We start from the raw sequence: 16575 nt of genomic DNA, 5'->3' as shown, positions 1-16575 counted from the left end.
TTTGGCAAATGCCTTCATCGTCAAACTGGGACAATTGGACGGGCATAATCCTGCGGCATTTCAAAAATCGGGTGTGATCGCGCAGGCAGTGCTGAATGTGGTGCTGGCTCAAAAACCGGCACCGGAAAATCAGGCGCCGCACGTAAAATTGCCCGCAATAGTGCGAATCCTAACTTATCTTTAACCATAATAGTTCATCTTTAGTCCAAGACGGAGAGGTGAGGGCATGAATCTGCCTGTCGCCTTCCTTTCACCAAAATTAACCGTAAAAAGCAAAACAGCCGGTCATGCACAAGATTGTGTCCGGCACTATGCAGATACGGCGCAAAGCAATTCGGCGGGCCGTGCAGGCAAACAATGCATCCGGACCGCTTAAGGTAACAACAGATCGAAACGGTTGCGCAGAAATTGCGCGGTGAACCGTTTTGCTTTTGCCGCCCGGTGATGAGCCGGGCGTTTGGATTCGAGGACAGGTGACAAATGGAAACGCTACCCATTGCAGCACATACAGCTGATGTCAGTCTCTGGGGACTGTTCATGCAGGCCAACTGGGTTGTGAAACTGGTCATGCTGGGCTTGCTGGCTGCCTCAATCTGGACATGGGCGATTATCGTCGACAAGACACTGGCCTATCGCCGTGCAACAAGTGCGATTGAGCGTTTTGAGCAGGTTTTCTGGTCCGGCCAGTCTCTGGAAGAATTATACCGCAATCTCGGTGAACGCCGTACCACCGGCATGAGCGCCATTTTCATGGCAGCGATGCGCGAATGGAAAAAGTCTTTCGAAAAAGGTGCCCGTTCCCCGATTGCGTTGCAGATGCGTATCGAAAAAGCTATGGATGTGGCCTTGGCGCGTGAAAACGACAAGCTGGAATCACGCCTCGGTTTTCTGGCCACCATTGGTACATCCGCACCATTTATCGGTCTGTTCGGTACCGTTGTCGGTATTATGACCTCGTTTATGGCGATTGCCGCTTCTAAAAATACCAGCCTTGCCGTTGTGGCGCCGGGTATTGCGGAAGCATTGCTTGCAACGGCGATTGGTCTTCTGGCCGCTATTCCTGCGGTTATTGCCTATAACAAGCTGACCGCAGACTCGGCAAAAATTACCGCACGTATGGAAGGTTTTGCCGATGAGTTTTCGGCCATACTGTCGCGACAAATTGATGAGAAGCTGACGCCGCGCGGATAAATTATCCGGTTTGTGTGCGTCAGTCGTTTTAAATTCAGGCCGGATATCAGGTCAAAAGATTAAGGCCGGAAGGTTCCAGATATGGGTATGTCATTAGGAAGTCAGGGCGGAGCAGGCGGTCGTCGCAGACGCGGCGGCAAGAAGGCTCCGATGAGCGAAATCAACATCACACCTTTCGTGGACGTGATGCTGGTGCTGCTGATTATCTTCATGGTGTCCGCACCGCTGCTCACCTCCGGTGTGCCGATTGATCTGCCGGATACGCAGGCTAAGGCGCTGAATGCCGATACTCAGCCGATTACCGTATCCGTGAATGACAAGGGGCAGGTCTATTTGCAGGAAACCGAGATCGACATTGCAGAAGTGGTGCCGAAACTCGAAGCTATCGCCAAAACCGGCTATGAAGAGCGCGTTTTTGTGCGTGGCGATAAAAATGCCGATTACGGTACTGTGATGAAAGTGATGTCACGTATTTCCGCTGCCGGTTTCAAGAATATCGGTCTGGTGACCCTCCAGGAGCAGGATAGCTGACGCCATCATGAAGGCAGGTCTGACTTCCTCAACACTCATCCATGTGGTCATTATCGGCTGGGGACTATTCTCGTTCTCTTCGCCGAAGCCTTTTGACATGACTGATACTGAATCCTTCCCTGTCGATATTGTACCGATTGAAGATATTTCACAGGTACAGCAGGGCGATAAAAAAGCGCCGAAAGCGGAAAAAGCAGCACCAAAACCAACGACTAAGCCGAAAACGGTTGAGCAGGCGGAAAATGCCGGCGACAGCGAGCTTGATCTGAAGACGCCGCCGATGCCGAATGAAAAGCCGAAGCCTGTTGAAACCGCAGAAGCGGCCAAACCTGCGGAAAAACCGGCTGAAAAGCCGGAGCCTGTACAGGAAAACAAGCCGGAACCAAAACCGGAGCCGGTTAAACCGCCTGAACCGGTAAAGCCGCCGGAGCCAAAAGTGGAGCCGAAGCCGGAACCAAAGGCTGAGGTGAAGCCGGATCCTGTTGCGGAAGCAATTGCGCAGCAGCCGGAACAGGCTGAAGAAGTCAAATTGCCGGATCGTGTTCCGGCGCCGGAAGCCAAACCGAAACCGCAACCAACGGAAACGGCCAAGGCTGAGGATAAGAAAAAAGACGAGAAGAAACCGGAAAAGCCAAGCTCAACCGCGCAGAATACGTCGAAAGATAAAGATGCAAAGGCTGACGAGGTTGCCGTTCTTTTGAACCGTGAGAAATCTGCAGGTGGCGGAGCTAAACGCTCTACCGACAAGGAAGCCTTTGGTGCCAAGAAAACGACCGGCGGAGCTAAACTCAGCCAGACGGAAATGGATGCTCTGAAAGGTCAGATCAGCGACAAATGGAGTATCCCTTCGGGTGTGGCCGATGCCGCTGATTTGCGTATTACCGTTAAGATGCAGCTGAACGAAGACGGCTCGATTAACGGCTCGCCGGAAGTCACTTATACAGGCGGCGATTCTATCGTTGGCCGTGCGGCAGCAGACAGTGCGCGGCGTGCGGTAATGCGTGCAGCGCCTTACAATCTGCCACGGGATAAATATGAAACCTGGGCGACGGTCATCGTGAATTTTGACCCGAGCGAAATGTTCTAAACGGAATACGGACCGGCGCTGCGTAGCGCCGGTTTCAGGGGCTTTCTGTGAAGCTCTTCAATATCAAAGCATGTGAGACGTCTCACAGAACCAAATATGATCAGGACAAACGAGGTCCACGCCATCATGAAAACACTGTTTAAAACCTTATTTTCAGTTCTCGCTGTCGCTGCGGCAGTGAGCACGGCTGCGGTGCTGCCTGCACGCGCCGTTGTGGAAGTAAATATTAACAAGGGTAATGTTGACCCGCTGCCGATTGCTCTGACCGACTTCTTGTCCGGTGATGCGCTGGGTGCGGAAATTACCTCTATCATCGCTGCGGATCTTGAGCGTTCCGGCCTTTTTGCGCCGATCGACAAAAAAGCATTCATTGAAAAAATCAGCAATCCGGATGTGGCACCGCGTTTTGAAGACTGGAAAGTCATCAATGCGCAGGCACTGGTTACCGGCCGCGTGACCAAGCAGCCGGATGGCCGTCTGAAAGCTGAGTTCCGTCTGTGGGATACTTTTGCCGGACAGCAGCTTGCAGGCCAGCAATTTTTCACAACACCGGAAAACAAGCGTCGCGTTGCCCATATTATCGCCGATGCGATTTATGAGCGCCTGACCGGTGAAAAAGGCTATTTCGATACACGTATCGTGTTTGTTGATGAGTCCGGCAGTGCGCAGAAACGCGTCAAGCGTCTGGCGATCATGGATCAGGACGGCGCGAATGTGCGTTATCTTTCGAATGGTAAAGATCTGGTGCTGACACCGCGCTTCTCACCAAGCCGTCAGGAAATCACATATATGTCTTTTGCCGGTGACCGTCCGCGCGTTTATCTGCTGCAGCTGGAAACAGGACAGCAGGAACTGGTCGGTAATTTCCCGGGCATGACGATTGCACCACGCTTTTCTCCTGATGGTCAGAAAGTGGTGATGAGCCTGCTGCAGGATGATGGTAGCGCCAATATTTACACGATGGATCTGCGTTCGCGCACAACCACCCGTCTGACCAGCAGTCAGGCCATTGATACCTCGGCATCCTATTCGCCGGATGGTTCCAAGATCGTATTTGAATCCGATCGTGGCGGTCGCCAGCAGATTTATGTGATGGGTGCTGACGGCTCCAACCCGCAGCGCGTTTCTTTCGGTAACGGCAGCTATTCGACACCGGTCTGGTCACCGCGCGGCGATCTGATTGCCTTTACCAAACAGTCCGGTGGTCAGTTCTCGATCGGCGTGATGAAAACCGATGGTTCGGGTGAGCGCCTGCTGACAAGCGGCTTCCATAATGAAGGTCCGACATGGGCACCGAACGGCCGTGTTCTGATGTTCTTCCGTGAAAGCGGCGGTTCATCCCGTCTCTACACGATTGATCTGACCGGCCGCAATGAACGTCAGATCCAGACGCCGAATGCGGCTTCTGATCCGGCATGGTCGCCATTGCTGAATTAAGTTTGAGATAAGCTCTGTGTGCTGAATAGGACACAGAGCTTATTTTTGAGGGCTGATGCTTTAGTCAAATCAGGCTTTTGTGATAACAAGCCGTGTTTTTGCCGCATTGCTTTCTAGGTTGCCGATAAATGGTTCGCTTTGAAATCAGGGAAGAACCACTTGAAACTGTCTCTGTGAATGAACCGAAAAACGGATTTTTGACGGAGAAATCTTGAGTTTTTATGCTGATTAAGTAACAATTAACCATGTTATTTGAACGGTTTTTAACCTCAATATGATTAATCATCTGGTTAGTCATACATCATGTAAACGCATTATTCTTAAGGAGTACGGGCCATGCGCCGTTCCCAGTCGATTGCCCGCAGCCCGTTTGCTGTTGCCCTTTTCCTGTCGCTTGCCGTAGCCGGTTGCGCCAACAAGAAAAACCTGCCGAACAATGCAGGTGATCTTGGTCTGAACGGCATGGGTGCCAATGGTGCTGTTGCCGGTTCCGCACAGGACTTCACCGTGAATGTCGGTGACCGCGTGTTCTTCGATCTCGATAGCTCCGTGATCCGCGCTGACGCACAGCAGACATTGTCCCGTCAGGCTCAGTGGCTGGCCCGCTATCCGAACTATTCGATCACTGTTGAAGGTCACTCGGATGAACGCGGTACACGCGAGTACAACCTGGCACTTGGCCAGCGTCGTGCTGCTGCTGCCCGTGATTATCTGGCTTCCCGCGGCGTGCCGGTTAACCGTATGCGCACCGTTTCCTACGGTAAGGAACGCCCGGTTGCAGTTTGCGACAATATTTCCTGCTGGTCGCAGAACCGCCGTGCAGTAACCGTTCTGAACGGTGCCGGCAGCTAATCTGCAGCTAAAATGTCATTTTTCGCTGCTCGTAACAATTGCGCGATAAAAAAGACACAGACTTATGGGAAAAGCGGCCTCAGGGTCGCTTTTTTCAGTTTGAACATAAAAGCCAAAATTTGGCCGCACTCAATTGCACCATTTCAACTGAGATTATAAAGATTGAACCGGTCCATCTGAGAATGTGATGATGACCCTTGGAACAGAATTCGGGCGCATGAGGTATTGCGAATGAAGAAAGCGATGAAAAGACTGGCTCTGGCTGTCAGTTTGCTGCCGCTGCTGGCTATGGCAACGGGCGGAACTACAGCCTTTGCTCAGGCCAGTGATCAGCGGGTAATTCAGTTGCAGGAGCAGGTTCGTGACCTGACCGGCAAGCTTGAAGAAATGAACTTCCAGATTTTGCAGATGCAGGAGCAGATGCGTAAAATTCAGGAAGATAATGAATTCCGCTTTGAAGAGCTGGAAAAAAAGAAAAAGGCCGACGCCGGTTCTGATCAATCCACACAAACAGCGGCGGCAGATTCTGCCGCTGTATCCTCTGACGGTGCTTCAGCAGATAAGGAAGCGCGCCAGACGGCTTCGGCGAGTGCGGATAATGACAACACCGCTCAGGATTCATCTGATTTCCAGCCTGCACAGGATGCCAATACAGATAATTCCGCCGCTTCCGTTGCTACTGGTCAGCAAACGCCGGTTACAGTCACATCGCAGGCTCCGCGTGCGCTCGGCTCTATCCGCTTTGATTCCAGTGGCAATGTAATCGGCGGCAGCCTGAGTGACGAACCGGCACAGCAGACGGTTTCCCTGCCGCAGACCGACAATCCCAACGAACTTTATAATGCCGCCTATCAGTTTATTCTTGCCGGTGATTACCGCTCGGCAGAAGTGGCATTTCGTGCGCATATCGACCGCTATCCGGCCGATCCGATGACATCAGATGCCCGTTACTGGCTGGGTGAAGCGCTGTACGGACAGGATCGTTTTGCGGAATCAGCTACGGTTTTCATCGACAATCAGCGGGATTTTCCTGATTCCAAACGCGGTGCGGAGAATATGCTGAAACTCGGTATGGCTATGGCCAAGCTGAATGACCGTGAAGTTGCCTGTGCGACGCTGGCAAAAATCAGCAGTCGTTTCCCTTCAGCCGCTCCGGCAGTGCTGAAACGTGCGGATGAAGAGCGTAAACTGAACCGCTGCTCATAAATATGGCACAGGGGGCTGACGCCGGATGCAGGGCACGGATGTGAATGCTGCGAAGACGGCAATTTCAGACGGTGGCACCGCTACGCTAATGCCGGATTTTCTGCCGCGAATTTTTGCAGGCTTTGATAATGCGCTGGCGGGGCAGCATCCGTCGGTGATGATTGTTGCGGTTTCAGGCGGCAGCGACTCTCTGGCTTTGCTGCTAGTGGCCAGACTTTATTTACAACAAAGATTACCGGAATGCCGCTTGGTAGCGGTGACTGTCGATCACAAACTACGCGCGGAATCTGCTGATGAAGCGGCAGGTGTTGCTGAGTTTTGTAAGAATATCGGCATTGCGCATCAGATTTTGTGCTGGACCGGCGAAAAGCCTGTGAGCGGTCTTGCGTCTGCTGCCCGTTCTGCACGCTATCATCTGCTGGTACAGGCTGCATGCCAGCATAAGGCCGCTATTATTCTGACAGGACATACGGCTGACGATCAGGTCGAGACATATCTGATGCGTCGGGAAAGAGAAGGCTTGGCAGCTGGTCTTGCCGGAGCTGAGCGCGGGCTTGCCGCTATGGCTGTGCAAACTCTGTTGCAAACGAAGGTTCTGCTGTGCCGCCCGTTGCTGGATATCTGGCGGGATGAGCTGAGAGGTTTTTTATCAGCACAAAATATTCGCTGGGTGGATGATCCGAGCAATGAGAATCCCGCCTATGAGCGCCCGCGGGTGAGACAGGTTGCGAAAATGCTGGATAAGCCAGCTTTGTTGCAGGCCGTTGATGCCGCAGCAGTGCAAAGACGTGCAGATAATCACCGCGTGGCTGATTTGTTGAAACAGGAAAACAGCCAGATCAGGCTGCTTGCCGGTGACAGTTTGTTTTTACCTGCCGGATGGGACGCATCAGATCGGGATATTATCCCGCTGACACTGGGCTATTTGCTGGCTGCTATCGGCGGGCAGGCTTTTTTACCGGCACTGCGGGATTGTGCTGAGCTTACCAACTGGCTTGATAAACCTTCAATACCGACCAAACAAAGGAAAACCCTGCATCGCTGTGTGATTGAAAAATCCCGTCATGGAACCACTATCCGCCGTGAACGACGTAATTTGCCCGTAATTCCATTGCAGAGGGAAGAAGAGGCCTTGTGGGACGGGCGTTATCATATCCGCAATAAGGGAGCAGAACCGCTTGTCATTGCTGCGCTGAGTGAAAAGCAGTTGTCTGCTTATTTGCAGCAGCACGAGATAGGAACAGGAGAGGGGAAACAGGGATATTTTGACCGCAACAGTTTGCTCGCTGCACCGGCTGTCTTTTGTGACGGGGTGGTGACCGGTTTTCCTGCATTGTCCGGTCTGGTTCCGCAAAGTTCTGAAGTTTGGATAAAACGCACTCTTGCCTGTTTTGACAGGGTGCTTTCCGGCCATGATTTTGAGGTCGCACAGGTTGTAAAAGGGCTTTTAACCATGCCTTTCAACCATAATTACAGGTAAATTCTGCAAAGAATGCAGAAGAATCACTTATGAAGCTGTACACCGCCTTGGCAAGGCCGTGCATCGAACCTATGTTAGGTTTGAATATTTTTCCGGAAAGCGCCAAAACGGCAGATGAGCCGGAAAGACGTTGGTAATCGATTGGACCCGAGATGAATCCAAATTATCGCAACTTCGCCCTCTGGGCGATCATTGCTCTCCTGCTGGTTGCATTATTCAACCTGTTTCAGAGTCCGGCGCAGCGCGCGTCGTCTCGTGAGATTCCTTATTCGCAATTTATTGAAGATGTATCGGGCGGACGGGTTAAATCCGTCACCATTACCGGCCCGCGCATCGTCGGTTCCTATGCTGATAATAATGCGACATTCCAGACCTATTCCCCTTCGGATGCCAGCCTGATCGGCCGCCTTGAAGAGAAAAATGTTGCGATTACCGCAAAGCCTGAAAGCGATGGCTCGGGATCGCTGTTCGGTATTCTTCTGTCATGGCTGCCTATGATCCTGATCCTCGGCGTGTGGATTTTCTTCATGCGTCAGATGCAGGGCGGTTCACGCGGTGCGATGGGCTTCGGTAAATCCAAGGCGAAACTTCTGACTGAGGCGCATGGCCGTGTGACCTTTCAGGATGTTGCCGGTGTTGACGAAGCCAAAGAAGATCTGGAAGAAATCGTTGAATTCCTGCGTGATCCGCAGAAATTCCAGCGTCTCGGCGGTAAAATTCCGCGCGGTGTGCTGCTCGTAGGCCCTCCGGGAACCGGTAAAACTTTGCTGGCGCGCTCTGTTGCCGGTGAAGCCAATGTGCCGTTCTTTACAATTTCCGGTTCTGACTTTGTTGAAATGTTTGTTGGTGTCGGTGCAAGCCGTGTCCGCGATATGTTTGAACAGGCAAAAAAGAACTCTCCTTGCATTATCTTCATCGACGAAATCGATGCCGTCGGTCGTCACCGTGGTGCGGGCTTAGGCGGTGGTAATGATGAACGCGAACAGACGCTGAACCAGTTGCTGGTTGAGATGGATGGTTTCGAAGCCAATGAGAATATTATTCTGATTGCTGCCACCAACCGTCCTGACGTGCTTGATCCTGCGCTTCTCCGTCCGGGCCGTTTCGACCGTCAGGTTGTTGTGCCTAATCCGGATGTGAGCGGCCGTGAACAGATCCTCAAAGTGCATGTGCGTAATGTACCGCTGGCACCGAATGTGGATCTGAAAGTTCTGGCTCGCGGTACGCCTGGTTTCTCCGGTGCGGATCTGATGAACCTCGTCAATGAAGCTGCACTGATGACTGCACGCCGGAACAAACGTCTGGTGACTATGCAGGAATTTGAAGACGCCAAAGACAAGATCATGATGGGTGCGGAACGCCGTTCTTCGGCGATGACGCAGGCAGAAAAAGAACTGACCGCCTATCACGAATCCGGTCACGCGATTGTGGCGATGAATGTGCCTGTGGCTGATCCGGTCCATAAAGCAACCATCATTCCGCGCGGTCGTGCGCTGGGTATGGTGATGCAGCTGCCGGAAGGCGACAAATATTCCATGAGCTATAAATGGATGGTGTCGCGCCTTGCAATCATGATGGGTGGCCGTATTGCCGAAGAGCTGAAATTTGGTAAGGAAAACATCACATCCGGTGCGTCGTCCGATATTGAACAGGCAACCAAGCTTGCCCGTGCAATGGTGACCCGCTGGGGCTTTTCTGAAAAGCTCGGTTATGTTGCCTATGGCGAAAATCAGGAAGAGGTTTTCCTGGGTCATTCCGTATCGCGCACGCAGAATGTTTCTGAAGCAACAGCCCAGCTGATTGATGCGGAAGTTCGTGAGCTGATTGACAATGCCTATGTTGAAGCGCGCCGTATTCTGACAGAAAAGCATGATGCATGGGTCGCCATTGCTGAAGGCCTGCTGGAATATGAAACCCTGAGCGGTGAAGAGATCAAACAGCTGATCGCCGGTCAGAAACCGTACCGTGATACAGGCGATGATTCATCCTCATCGCGCGGATCGGGCGTTCCTAAAGCCGGTGCATCGCGCAAGAAGCCGGATGCTGAGCCGGAAGCCGGACAGGATATGAAGCCTGAACCACAGGCATAAGACTTGTACCGGTAACGACTGTGTTAAATAAGAACCGGGCTTTTAAAGCCCGGTTTTTTTATTTCGTTGATCTGAACGGGCACGCTGTGTCATTCGGAGGCAGCAATTTAAATATCCTGAGCGGATCTGTTTACCAGATGATCAGTTTCATGGTCTGGATATTTGACAAGAGATATAAAATCGCTGCATTGCTAGTTTTAAGAGAAGCCTGTTTTCTGTTCTTTAGAATAAGGCAGGTATGGCACTGCGCAAAGAAAAGGCTTGAATATGTCCCGTAAATATTTTGGTACTGACGGCATTCGCGGTAAGGCTAATTCTTTTCCGATGACGCCGGATATCGCTATGCGGGTCGGTATGGCTGTAGGCTTGTCATTCCGCGATGGCGGACAGGGGCAGCGTGTGGTGATCGGCAAGGATACCCGCCGTTCGGGCTATATGCTGGAAAATGCGCTTGTTGCCGGTTTTACCTCCATGGGCATGGAAGTGTTTCTTCTCGGACCAATCCCGACACCGGCTGTTGCCATGCTGTGCCGTTCATTGCGTGCAGATATTGGCGTGATGATCTCCGCCTCGCACAATCCTTATTATGATAATGGCATCAAGCTGTTTGGCCCTGACGGTTACAAATTGTCAGACGCGCTGGAATTGCAGATCGAAAAGCTGATTGATGATGACATGAGCGCGCATATGAGCAGCCATGGCGAAGTTGGTCGGGCGAAACGCGTTGACGGCGATATTTATCGTTATATTGAGTTTGCCAAACGTACCATGCCGCGTCATTTGTCGCTGAATGGTCTGCGTATTGTAGTCGATTGCGCCAATGGTGCAGCTTATAAAGTGGCACCGGCCGCTTTGTGGGAACTCGGTGCTGAAGTTATCACCATTAATAATACGCCGAATGGTACGAATATTAATGAGGATTGCGGTTCTACACATCCGGAAGGCCTGATCCGTAAAGTTCATGAAACCCGCGCCGATGTTGGTATTGCCCTTGATGGTGATGCGGATCGTGTGCTGATGGTTGACGAAAACGGTACCATCATTGACGGCGATCAGCTGATGGCTGTGATTGCGGAAAGCTGGTCAAAGAGCGGGCGTCTCGTTGGCGGCGGTATTGTTGCGACCATTATGTCCAATCTTGGTCTGGAGCGTTTCCTCGGCGATCAGGGACTGACACTGGCGCGTACCAAAGTCGGTGACCGTTACGTTGTTGAACATATGCGTGAGAACGGTTTTAATGTTGGTGGCGAGCAGTCCGGCCATATTGTGCTGTCTGAATTTGGTACGACCGGCGATGGTTTGATCTCTGCGCTGCAAATTCTTGCTGTTATGCAGGAGCAGGGACGTCCGCTCAGCGAAGTTTGCCGTAAATTCCAGCCAGTACCGCAAATTCTTAAAAACATCCGTGTTGCCGGCGGAAAATTGCTTGAGAATAAAACAGTTATTCAGGCGATCGAAGAAGGCAAGAATGCTCTTGGCAGCACCGGCCGTGTTGTGATCCGCCCTTCAGGGACTGAACCTCTGATCCGTGTAATGGCTGAGGGTGACGACCATAGATTGGTTGAAACTGTCGTCGATGATATTATCACATCGATCAGAACAGCAGCAAAATAACAGGCCGGTTTAAGAATTTGTGTCTGTTTTCATATGCGGTAATCTGTATTGCTCATGTATAAAACTGAATATTTTCAATAAAAAGAGGGGCATTTTTTGCCCCTCTTTTTTATATGGTTACATGCGCAATTATTAATAAATATCGTGAATAAACAAGGTTAAGTAGCATTTAACCTTTCCGAATTATGGTGTGTCTGAGAATAGTCGTCCCGGTGCTACATGGCCGTGGAAATGCGATAGGACACGCTATGATGAACTTAAAGAATTTGCTTATCGCCGGTGTTGCAGGGCTGACAATGGCGGGCTCTGTTTCCTCGGTCTTTGCGGCGGATATCGTAGATATCCCTGAACCAATCATTCCTGAAGTTGTGGTTCCGCCTGCGCCTGTCGGCGGCTGGTATCTGCGTGGCGACATCGGTTATGCCGGTGCGAAATTCAAAGGTGCCAATTATGCGACGATTGACAAGGGATGTGGCAGCACCTGCTCGGGAACCAGCTTTGGTGAAAATTCACTGGATGGTAAGCTGAAAGGTTCATTCCTGCTCGGCGGTGGTGTCGGTTATCAGGTGACTGATTATTTCCGTACGGATCTGACCGTCGATTATCTGACCCGCGCGAAGTTCAGCGGTTCAACGAGCGGCGTCTGCACAGCCAATAATGCTTATGCCGATTGCGTATCTAACGACACAGCAAAAATGTCGGCGCTTTCCATTCTGGCCAATGCCTATATTGATCTGGGTAATTTCAACGGTTTTACACCTTATGTCGGTGCCGGTATCGGTGGTACGCGCATCAAATGGGGTGATCTGACCAATACGATTGATCCTGGCTTTGATCAGTCCGGTTCCACAGTTCACTACGGTTCGGCAAGCTGGCGCTTTACCTGGGCTTTGATGGCCGGTCTTTCTTATGATCTGACCCAGAGCCTGAAGCTCGATGCCGGTTATCGTTTCCGCCGCATTGAAGGTGGCGAAATGTTCGGTGCAACAAAAGATATCGGCCGCGGCTTTGATCGCAGCTTTGATATTCACGATGTCCGCGTCGGTCTGCGTTACCAGTTCGGCGGTTACAGCCGTCCGGTCGCTTATAATGACGTGACAACGCCGGTTTATAAATAAGTGAATTTGTGCTGCGCCCTAAAAGGTGCAGCACAGTCCGCACAGATTTCCATTTAGTATTTCAGCCTCATGTGAGGCGAAAAACAGAATTACAGGATGCAGATGATGAAAAAATCTTCATTCACATCATTACATAAAGCAGTGATTGCAGTTTTCGCACTATCCGCTGCAAGCGGAGTGGCGCAGGCCGCCGATCTCGATCAGATTCTTTATGCGACACCTGTCGAGCAGGACGTTTATAAGCCCGTGGAAATCGGATCGGGCTGGTATCTGCGCGGTGATATTGCCTATGTACCGTCCGATAATGTTAAATCTCGCCTGAAGGGCTATGATTGGGCGGGTGAAGGACGCGGCGACACCAAAGCGACTGCTGCTTATAGCGGTGGTGTCGGTTATCAGTTTACCGATAATATTCGCGGTGATGTGACTTTGGGCTATCGCAAGATGAAGATCAGCGGTGAGCCGATTGAAGCCGGTATCTGGGATGTGATGGCAAATGCCTATTACGATATCGGTAATTTCTCAGGTGTAACACCTTATGTCGGTGCCGGTCTTGGTATGGCTAAAGTCGATTACAAAGTGCACGGACCAGTTGGTGACTTCATTAATGGCCGTGATACGACCCGTCTGCAATGGGCGCTGATGGCCGGTGCTGCAATTGATGTAACCGAGAATATCAAGTTTGATCTTGGTTACCGCTATGCACGTATTTCATCCGGTGATGCCGCAAATGTCGGGTCTCTAACGATTGCGGATAAAGGTTTGGAATCGCATCAGATTCGCGCAGGTCTGCGTATGACAACCTGGTGAGCAGGTTAAAATCTCAGCTACTATTGAAATGCCGCGTTTCCATAAACGCGGCATTTTTTTGTTTAGCAGGCGGCGAGTTGCGCCAGATGTGTGTTCATATCGGTTGCTTCACCTGCTGCATTGATGGTGTCAAAATAATCATGCCAGCCGGTTGCATGAATGGCTTCCAGCAAAGCTGTAACGGCCGCTTTGTCACTGAATTTCCAGATGGCGAAAAACTGCTGCTGTGCCGGATGAAGTTGAGACGGATCGGTCTGGCCAAAGGCTAGTGGCTCAATACCGAATTCAGACAGGCTACCCATGCCTGCGCCAATGCTGGCGAAAAACGCCTGACGTTGCTCGGGTGACAGGGCAAGCCATGCCGCTTTAAGGCTGTATAATTCTGCAAGATAGTGGGTCATATCAGTCTCATTTACGAGGAGGATTATTTGTTGAGTGTCCGCAAAGCGCGTTTGCAGATGCGGGCAGTAGAAGGTGAAGTGCTTTCCTGAAGCCAGCGGTCGCAAAGGGAGCGTACCCAATCCGGTGTGGTTTTGGAGGCATCATTGAGCCAGTTGGCGACAGAATCCTGCACATAAATTTCCGGATCACTGTGCAGTGCTTCAAGGATAAGAAGTGCCAGTTCCGGCTGGGTTTTCAGCAGGTTAAAATGGGCGCACCATACGCCACGCGGACGGATGGCCTCGCAGGCATAGCGCCGGATTTTATAGGACGGATCATTCGTCCAAGGCTGCAACAGGCTGAAACTCAGTTCCGGTTGCGCGATCAGATCATTGCGCAGTGCCAGCCATGCCCATTCCCGCACGCCAAAATGATGATCATCGGCAAGCGGGCGGATCAGTTCCAGTTTCTCTTGCAGGGAAAGCTGCTGTTGCTGGGCGATGAAATAACAGGCCCAGCCGCGAATTGTATCTGATTGATGTGTATTCAGGTCACGCAGACTGATTATATCGTGGCTGTGCAGTAATTGTGCTGCCAGTGCCATACGGGCGGTGATACCAGCCGAAGTGCCGCTTAACTGCTGATGCAGCTCTGCGGGTACTTCCGGAAAAACAGTCTGCATCAGCAGTGCAAAATCAATGGCAAGGCATTCCGTCAGCACAGTGGTTTCAGCTGTGCCGCTATTCAGCTCGGCCAGCCGCTCCGGTGTGATGTCGCTCATACGGCGGATAGATTTAACGGGTGCTTTGGTCATGGTCTGCCGGCTCCTGTGCCGCTGTCCAGATTTTACCCAGTAAGGCACTGAGTATTTGTTTCTCTTGTTCATTCAGCGGTGCCATCAGAGAGGCAATCCATTGTGAATGATCGCTCACCAGCGATGTTGCGGTCTGTTTTCCCTTGTCCGTCAGTGTCACGATAATAGAGCGGCGGTCTGTCTGGCTGTGATTGCGAATGAGAAAACCATCGCGTTCCAGCCCGTCGAGCAGGCCGGTTAAAGTGGCGCGGGTGATTCCCGCGCGTTCCGCCAAAAGATGGGGCGCCAGACCTTCCGGCTCCTGCTGCAACAAAAACAGAATCACAAAACGGCTCTCAGAGAGCTGATAAGGGGCGAGGCGTTGTGCGCAGCTCAGATCAATCATTTTGGCAGTACTGAGCAGTTCAAAGCACAGGCGCATATTCTGATAATGGCTGTTTTCCGGTGTTTCCGCACCCAAAAGGGCGTGATGTTTCATTTCTAGAATATCCATGCGGCCACATATAGTATGGTGCCTAATTATATGTCAAGTTAATGCGAATGATGTAATTTTGTCGCAGATGATAAATTCAGTGGCGGTTTTGTTTCTGAGCCACTTGCGCAGGATGCAGCTTTTATATAGCTTCGTCAGTGGGCCACTTCTCCCCAACGGGAAGCGTGCTATCTGAAAGGGTAGATACAAAATGACGACTTTTCCAAAGCCAGACATCCGTCCGGCTAATGCACAATTTTCTTCAGGTCCTTGCACCAAGCGTCCAGGCTGGACATTGGAAGCGCTCACAGATGCACCGCTCGGCCGGTCGCACCGCGCTAAACTTGGCAAGACAAAGCTCAAAGCAGCGATTGACCTGACCCGTGAAATTCTTGCAATTCCAGCAGATTACCGCATCGGCATTGTACCGGCATCGGATACCGGTGCGATGGAAATGGCTTTGTGGTCACTGCTTGGTGAGCGCGGCGTTGATATGGTCGCGTGGGAAAGCTTCGGTGCCGGTTGGGTCACCGATGTTGTAAAACAGCTTCAACTCAAAGATGTCCGCACATTTGATGCGCCTTATGGTGAAATCGTTGATTTCGCTAAAGTGGATTTCGACCGTGATGTGGTTTTCACGTGGAACGGTACCACATCCGGCGTTCGTGTGCCGAATGCAGATTTCATTCCGGCAGACCGTAAAGGCCTGACCATTTGCGATGCTACTTCTTCGGCTTTTGCGCAGGATATGGATTACAGCAAGCTCGATGTCGTTACTTTCTCATGGCAGAAAGTGCTCGGCGGTGAGGGCGCGCATGGTATGCTGATCCTTTCCCCGCGCGCAGTAGAGCGCCTTGAAAGCTATAAGCCTCAATGGCCGCTGCCGAAAATCTTCCGCTTGACCAAAGGCGGCAAGCTGATTGAAGGTATCTTCACCGGCGAAACCATCAACACACCTTCGATGCTCTGCGTTGAAGACTATCTGGATGCGCTGCAATGGGCGCAGTCGATCGGTGGTCTTCAGGGTCTGATGGCGCGTGCGAATAAGAATTTTGCCGTGCTCAATGACTTTGTTGAAAAGAGCGACTGGCTTGCCAATCTGGCTATTGTGCCGGAAACGCGTTCCAATACCTCTGTTTGCCTGTCGATCAAAGATGCACAGGTTGCAGCACTGCCGGCAGATGCTCAGGCTGCTTTTGCCAAAGCGATTGTGGCTCTGCTGGAAAAAGAAGGCGTTGCCTTTGATATCGGTGCTTATCGTGATGCACCGTCGGGGCTGCGTATCTGGACCGGTGCAACGGTTGAAACATCAGACCTGCAGGCATTGCTGCCATGGCTTGACTGGGCTTTCCAGACGCAAAAAGCGCAGCTTTCCTAAGATCATTCATACGGCCGCAAGGCTATGAGCATTGTTAGAGCGTGATGTCTTTAGCTGAATAGTTATCCCGCTCTAATCTTTTGATTGCGCATGATCTTATCCGAAAACCGGTTT

At 51.5% G+C, this 16575-nt stretch carries 16 protein-coding genes; 13 read left to right on the top strand and 3 right to left on the bottom strand.

All coding sequences use genetic code 11. The features are described from left to right. The first annotated feature begins 1 nt into the window (after position 1). The 12 genes from LDL70_RS13175 (at position 2) to LDL70_RS13120 (ending at position 13416) form a co-directional block, all read left to right on the top strand. Complete coding sequence (locus LDL70_RS13175; RefSeq protein ID WP_225685264.1) at positions 2-184, top strand: hypothetical protein; 183 nt, start codon at positions 2-4, stop codon at positions 182-184. Between the two features lie 296 nt (positions 185-480). Beyond that, positions 481-1191 (top strand): protein TolQ, encoded by a 711-nt coding sequence (gene tolQ / locus LDL70_RS13170; RefSeq protein WP_022710531.1) that lies wholly within the window; start codon positions 481-483, stop codon positions 1189-1191. A gap of 81 nt (positions 1192-1272) precedes the next feature. After that, complete coding sequence (tolR, locus tag LDL70_RS13165) at positions 1273-1722, top strand: protein TolR (RefSeq protein ID WP_022710532.1); 450 nt, start codon at positions 1273-1275, stop codon at positions 1720-1722. Between the two features lie 7 nt (positions 1723-1729). Beyond that, the gene (locus LDL70_RS13160) at positions 1730-2809 is read left to right on the top strand and encodes a hypothetical protein (RefSeq protein ID WP_225685263.1); all 1080 of its coding nucleotides are present in this window, start codon (positions 1730-1732) and stop codon (positions 2807-2809) included. A 126-nt stretch (positions 2810-2935) separates the two neighbouring features. Further along, positions 2936-4246 (top strand): Tol-Pal system beta propeller repeat protein TolB, encoded by a 1311-nt coding sequence (tolB, locus tag LDL70_RS13155; RefSeq protein ID WP_225685262.1) that lies wholly within the window; start codon positions 2936-2938, stop codon positions 4244-4246. A 336-nt stretch (positions 4247-4582) separates the two neighbouring features. After that, complete coding sequence (gene pal, locus LDL70_RS13150; protein ID WP_022710535.1) at positions 4583-5098, top strand: peptidoglycan-associated lipoprotein Pal; 516 nt, start codon at positions 4583-4585, stop codon at positions 5096-5098. Positions 5099-5329: 231 nt separating this feature from the next. Continuing rightward, positions 5330-6304, top strand: a complete 975-nt coding sequence (ybgF, locus tag LDL70_RS13145) for a tol-pal system protein YbgF (protein WP_225685261.1) — start codon at positions 5330-5332, stop codon at positions 6302-6304. A gap of 25 nt (positions 6305-6329) precedes the next feature. Beyond that, positions 6330-7784 (top strand): tRNA lysidine(34) synthetase TilS, encoded by a 1455-nt coding sequence (tilS, locus tag LDL70_RS13140; RefSeq protein ID WP_225685260.1) that lies wholly within the window; start codon positions 6330-6332, stop codon positions 7782-7784. 152 nt (positions 7785-7936) lie between these two features. After that, positions 7937-9874 (top strand): ATP-dependent zinc metalloprotease FtsH, encoded by a 1938-nt coding sequence (gene ftsH / locus LDL70_RS13135; RefSeq protein WP_225685259.1) that lies wholly within the window; start codon positions 7937-7939, stop codon positions 9872-9874. Between the two features lie 267 nt (positions 9875-10141). Next, positions 10142-11488 (top strand): phosphoglucosamine mutase, encoded by a 1347-nt coding sequence (gene glmM / locus LDL70_RS13130; RefSeq protein ID WP_225685258.1) that lies wholly within the window; start codon positions 10142-10144, stop codon positions 11486-11488. A 251-nt stretch (positions 11489-11739) separates the two neighbouring features. Beyond that, the gene (locus LDL70_RS13125) at positions 11740-12606 is read left to right on the top strand and encodes an outer membrane protein (protein ID WP_370627107.1); all 867 of its coding nucleotides are present in this window, start codon (positions 11740-11742) and stop codon (positions 12604-12606) included. Positions 12607-12708: 102 nt separating this feature from the next. After that, the gene (locus tag LDL70_RS13120; protein ID WP_225685257.1) at positions 12709-13416 is read left to right on the top strand and encodes an outer membrane protein; all 708 of its coding nucleotides are present in this window, start codon (positions 12709-12711) and stop codon (positions 13414-13416) included. A 62-nt stretch (positions 13417-13478) separates the two neighbouring features. On the opposite strand, the gene LDL70_RS13115 is transcribed toward LDL70_RS13120, so the two are convergent. The 3 genes from LDL70_RS13115 to LDL70_RS13105 are packed head-to-tail and all read right to left on the bottom strand — an operon-like array spanning position 13479 to position 15089. After that, a complete protein-coding gene (locus LDL70_RS13115; protein WP_225685256.1) occupies positions 13479-13817 on the bottom strand; it encodes a DUF6616 family protein in 339 nt (112 codons plus the stop codon). A gap of 23 nt (positions 13818-13840) precedes the next feature. Beyond that, the gene (locus LDL70_RS13110) at positions 13841-14611 is read right to left on the bottom strand and encodes a DNA alkylation repair protein (RefSeq protein ID WP_225685255.1); all 771 of its coding nucleotides are present in this window, start codon (positions 14609-14611) and stop codon (positions 13841-13843) included. Then, positions 14592-15089, bottom strand: coding sequence for a MarR family winged helix-turn-helix transcriptional regulator (locus LDL70_RS13105; protein ID WP_225685254.1), 498 nt, complete (start codon positions 15087-15089; stop codon positions 14592-14594). The genes LDL70_RS13110 and LDL70_RS13105 overlap by 20 nt, the downstream gene beginning before the upstream one ends. A gap of 205 nt (positions 15090-15294) precedes the next feature. Between LDL70_RS13105 and LDL70_RS13100 the strand changes: the two genes are divergently transcribed. Next, complete coding sequence (locus LDL70_RS13100; RefSeq protein WP_225685253.1) at positions 15295-16461, top strand: phosphoserine transaminase; 1167 nt, start codon at positions 15295-15297, stop codon at positions 16459-16461. Positions 16462-16575 lie beyond the last annotated feature (114 nt).

The sequence above is a fragment of the Pseudochrobactrum sp. XF203 genome (genome assembly GCF_020341615.1).
GTDB classification, from domain to species: domain Bacteria; phylum Pseudomonadota; class Alphaproteobacteria; order Rhizobiales; family Rhizobiaceae; genus Pseudochrobactrum; species Pseudochrobactrum saccharolyticum.
The sequence above is the reverse complement of the archived record's forward strand: the minus strand, read 5'-3'. Positions and strand labels throughout refer to the sequence as shown.